The sequence below is a fragment of the Methylophaga sp. UBA2012 genome (genome assembly GCF_002335235.1).
Classification (GTDB): Bacteria; Pseudomonadota; Gammaproteobacteria; order Nitrosococcales; family Methylophagaceae; genus Methylophaga; species Methylophaga thalassica.
Window position 1 is genome coordinate 80241 of sequence record NZ_DDCG01000011.1, and the last position, 4404, is coordinate 84644.

Sequence of the window (4404 nt, forward strand, 5' to 3'; positions counted from 1 at the left end):
TACAGTTATTGACAGAACTCCAAGTTAAACCGGCTAACTAATTAGCCGGAAAAACCCTCCAGTCATGTGTGCGTGTTTCGATTGTCTTGCCTTGAGATTTGATACCAAAGATACCTGCGGCTTTTATTTCACCGTACTGATTCATCTTTATCTCGCCTGTGGTGACGTCTATATCCGGCTTGTAGACCAGTGAGACAGGCCTGTCAGCTCTTGGAATGTTAATACCGCCCATGGCGTTCTGGTAACCTTCCCAGTCTGATTTATCAGCGGCCAGTCTCACTGCTTCCAAAGCCTCACTGTCTTTGTATTCTTTTTTGAGACGACGTACTTCTCGCCATACGGTCACAGGTGCGCCGCCTAACTGCTGAAACTGTCTGATACCCCAGACTGAAGCCCACACAGTAACGCGCTTAGCCGCTATGAGAGGATCATCTCCATAAAGACCCACATCTAAATCTTCACCGTTGATGTTTTTGGCAATGTATTTAGCGATATAACCTGTGGCACTGCCTTTTTTCGGATCAATATCGATAAACTTCACACGGTTCTCTAACGCACCTTTCTCTGCCCCGTCTTCTTCCAGGCAATAAAACATAAGGGTGTTTTTAAACGTGTCGATGTGATCTTTGCTTAAAAACAGCAGCATATGCCAGTGTGGCGTCCCGTCATGATGGGGTTCAGCCACTCTGAAGCCATAGCAACGAATATCTTCTCTGGCTAGACTGGCTCTGATACGTGACCAGACTGTTTGAAGATAAGATTGTCCCGCTTTAACGTCATAGCCTCCGTAATTGGGATTCTCATCACCACTGATACCAAAGGCTCGGTGATATTTTGACGGACAGGTCATGGTAATAAAGAGGCCGACATGACCCAGTTTTTTACTGGCCTCTTCAAAACCTCTTATTCTGACCATTAACTCTGCTCGTCTGTTAACAAGATTAGAGACGCTTGTTGATTTAAGTTCACCTAACGTAAAGATCTCGCCTTCTTCATTTTCTGCGAGCATATTATCTAGCCATTGCTTTTGCTCTTTTTCTCGACGTTGACCACGTTTCAGGTTTTCATCGGTCACATAACGCTGACGGTTGTTATTAACCAAATTGTACTCACGACCGATACGTTCAATATCCAGTTCTTGTCGTTGTCTTAAATGACGCATCCACCATGAAGGATTCAGAGAACGCTTTATAAGGGATTGCATCTCAGATTCAGTTGGCTCTTCCTTTATAAAGGAAGATTCTAGTCCGTTATCACTTACACGCTGAGCAATCTCATCATAGATATCTTTTAAAGGCTTATCTTTATAAAGAGATAAGGTGCGTTTACAGCCATCGACTTGTAGTTTGGCGTAACTCTTTAAATCCTCACTCGTCGCATTAATATTAAATCTATTCGAACGACGATTATTAACCGCTTCTACTCTTTCGGTAATATCAATTAACCATAGGTTTGCTTCACGGCGAGAGGTTGTTTTTAACTTCTTGAAATAATCTTTTAAAACATCCTTTTTAAAGGCATCTGGTACAACAAACAAACGGTCTTCGATAAATGACCTGTCATCACGGTGAGCGTTCTTTAAATTCATGAACGCTCCTCAAGGTATTGAATACCTTTGTCACTGATAGTTACGACATAAAAGATAAGGCCGTATGCGAACTCAGGATAAGTTGACAGCATCCCTGATTTCTTCAGATTCTCTAGTGCTCGAATATCTGTTTTAAAAGTAGGCTCTGTGGAGTAGTGCAAATGTAACGCCTGAAGGCATATTTCAATCTTGTTGCCTTTATAAAACCATTCAAGGTATTCAAGCTGAGTATTGGTGATGGATTTAGCCATTAGTCACCTCCCCCATTTGACGAGAATGAGCAATACGCTCTTCAATCCATCGATTGATTTCAGATTGCAGCCAGCCACTCGAAAAGCTGGTGAGTTTGATTTGCTGAGGAAAGCGATTTTCGCTGATGAGTTTGTAAATAGTAGAACGAGCAAGTCCCGTTGCCTTGATAACATCGGGTAGTTTTAAGATTTGTTCTGACATGGTTTATCTCCCTATGAGTTTCTGTGTGTGCAGGGAGTCATGTTCTGATAATCGAATATTTCAAACACCCGATGTGTTTAGTGCAAAAAAGTACCGCGGTACTTTTTGATACGATTTTGTACCGCTTATTGTGAAGCGTCGGCCTTAACCATTCTTCTTAATGTGGCAACATTCATTAATTTGTGAACATATGGCACCACGACTTCTTCAACTCTTTCAGCCTTATTACTGAGGTCATAAGGCTCTGGGAAAAGGATATTGCCAAGGATATTGTAAGATGGTGATTTTCCATTGATAACATTCCACGTCATCACATCAATATACTGAAGCACTCTCGCGTCATGCCATTTTCTGAGTGTCACGGCATTAAAGGCTTTAAATTTTCTGTTACGTCTATTTTTAGGTGTCTCAGAGTGTGCATGTTCTGCACGTCTTTTCCCTTCCAGCCACTGATTAAAAGCGGTCTTTATTTCTTTATCAGATGAGTTCAAATCTATTTCCAGCCATGATGATTCCTTGTCATCCATTGAGAAAATAGAAAGCGGTGTATTTAATTCGCCAAGGTCACTCTGATTTAAAAAGTGATAAACCGTAGTGTCTATCTCATCGTACAAGTCTTTCATCTCATCCAGCTCAATTGATTCAGCCATACTGAATAAGTCGTAATGAGTCAGCTCACGGACTATTGCCGAATAACTGGCAGTATCCTTTTCCAATAAGACATTGATTATTTGCGAGTACTGGGAAGTTGTGACAACACCATGTTGAAGATTAAGTGTCACTTGGCTTTCAATTAGAGATTTTTGTGGCTCACTGAGCATATCCGATGATTGCTGGCATGCCTGAAAAGCGAGGAGCCTTGCCGTCAGATTTTCCATCCACCCAGTTAGAGATAGCTCAGCCGTGGTGACATACTTGGATAATGCAAAATCAGGAGGGATAAATTCTTTTAATTCTTCGTGGTTCATACTACTTACTTTTGGCCTATTGAAATGACTTGTGCACCGCTTGCCAGACCATCAAGGTAGTCTGCCCATGATTGCATCATTTTTTTTCGTTCTGGGAGATATTGAGCGTAGTTATATGCAGCTCTGACTCCATTTTTCTCACTATGAGCCAGCTGACGCTCAATGGCATCAGGATTCCAGCCTTGTTCGTTTAAAATAGTCGAGGCCATGCTTCTAAAGCCATGAGCGGTCATTTCTTCTTTTGTATAACCTAACCGTCTTAATGATGCATTGATTGTGTTATTGCTCATTGGCCTAGTGGTAGTTCGGTTACTAGGAAAAACATACTTTCCTTTCCCTGTGAGCGGTTGTATTTCCCGAAGTATGGCTAATGCTTGTCTAGATAAAGGAATGATATGTAGTACTTTCATTTTCATTCTTTCAGCAGGGATACGCCATTCAGCATTATCCAGATCAATATCATTCCACTCAGCTTGTCGTAACTCCCCTGGTCTGACAAAAACATAAGGCGTCAATCGAAGTGCACATGCAGTAATAAAACTACCTTGATAGTTTTGAAGGGCACGCATTAATTCACCAATGGCTTTAGGTTCAGTAATAGATGCAAAGTGCGTTTTTTTAGATGGAGGTAGAGCACCCACTAAATCTGCTGCGGGGTCACGTTCTGCCCTCCCCGTAGCAATAGCATAGCGAATGATTTGGCTACAAATTTGACGGACACGATGAGCACTATCTATAGCGCCTCTGCTTTCCATTCGACGCAGAACCATTAATAGCTCAGGTGCAGTGACGTTATTAATGACTTTTTCCCCTAACCAAGGATAAACATCATTTTTTAATCGACCTATTGTGCGTTGTTTATGCTGCTCAGACCATTCTGTAGAAAACTTAGAAAACCATTCATCAGCTACAGCCTGAAAACTATTCTCACTCGCTGCGTGTTGATATAACTTTTCAGTTTTACGCTCAACTGCTGGATCAATATCGTCAGCAATCATTTTCCTCATTTCATCACGCTTAAGAGTAGCGGACTTTAGAGTCGTTGTAGGGTAGGTTCCGAGAGATAATTCTTTTTGTTTACCACCAAAGCGATAACGAAAACGCCACCACTTACCACCTTTAGGGGAAACAATCAGATAAAGACCTAGCCCAGCTGAAAGCTTGTATTGCTTAGCTTCAGGTTTAGCATTTCGGATTTGTATATCAGTTAAAGCCATAGTTACCACCTGCACCTTGAGTGTTACCATCAAAGTTACCACTAAAACTGGTGGGAAGTACATAGACACCATCGGACAGAGATGGAAAGACCAAAGGCCTAAAAGCGTTGATATAGCTTGTTTTATGGACGGTTTTGGATGTTTATGGAGAGGAAAATGGAGGCTGGGGTCGGAATCG

At 41.8% G+C, this 4404-nt stretch carries 5 protein-coding genes; all 5 read right to left on the reverse strand.

The genetic code is table 11. The features are described 5' to 3' along the window. Positions 1-37 precede the first annotated feature (37 nt). Complete coding sequence (locus tag B2248_RS09390; protein WP_273181184.1) at positions 38-1588, reverse strand: replication endonuclease; 1551 nt, start codon at positions 1586-1588, stop codon at positions 38-40. Then, positions 1585-1839 carry a hypothetical protein gene (locus tag B2248_RS09395; protein ID WP_273181186.1) on the reverse strand — a complete coding sequence of 85 codons (255 nt, stop codon included), beginning with the start codon at positions 1837-1839 and terminating at the stop codon, positions 1585-1587. The genes B2248_RS09390 and B2248_RS09395 overlap by 4 nt, the downstream gene beginning before the upstream one ends. Then, positions 1832-2041 (reverse strand): helix-turn-helix transcriptional regulator, encoded by a 210-nt coding sequence (locus tag B2248_RS09400; protein ID WP_273181187.1) that lies wholly within the window; start codon positions 2039-2041, stop codon positions 1832-1834. The genes B2248_RS09395 and B2248_RS09400 overlap by 8 nt, the downstream gene beginning before the upstream one ends. Before the next feature lie 125 nt (positions 2042-2166). Continuing rightward, positions 2167-3009, reverse strand: coding sequence for a DUF6387 family protein (locus tag B2248_RS09405; RefSeq protein WP_273181189.1), 843 nt, complete (start codon positions 3007-3009; stop codon positions 2167-2169). Between the two features lie 5 nt (positions 3010-3014). Beyond that, a complete protein-coding gene (locus tag B2248_RS09410) occupies positions 3015-4226 on the reverse strand; it encodes a tyrosine-type recombinase/integrase (RefSeq protein WP_273181191.1) in 1212 nt (403 codons plus the stop codon). Between the last annotated feature and the right edge of the window lie 178 nt (positions 4227-4404).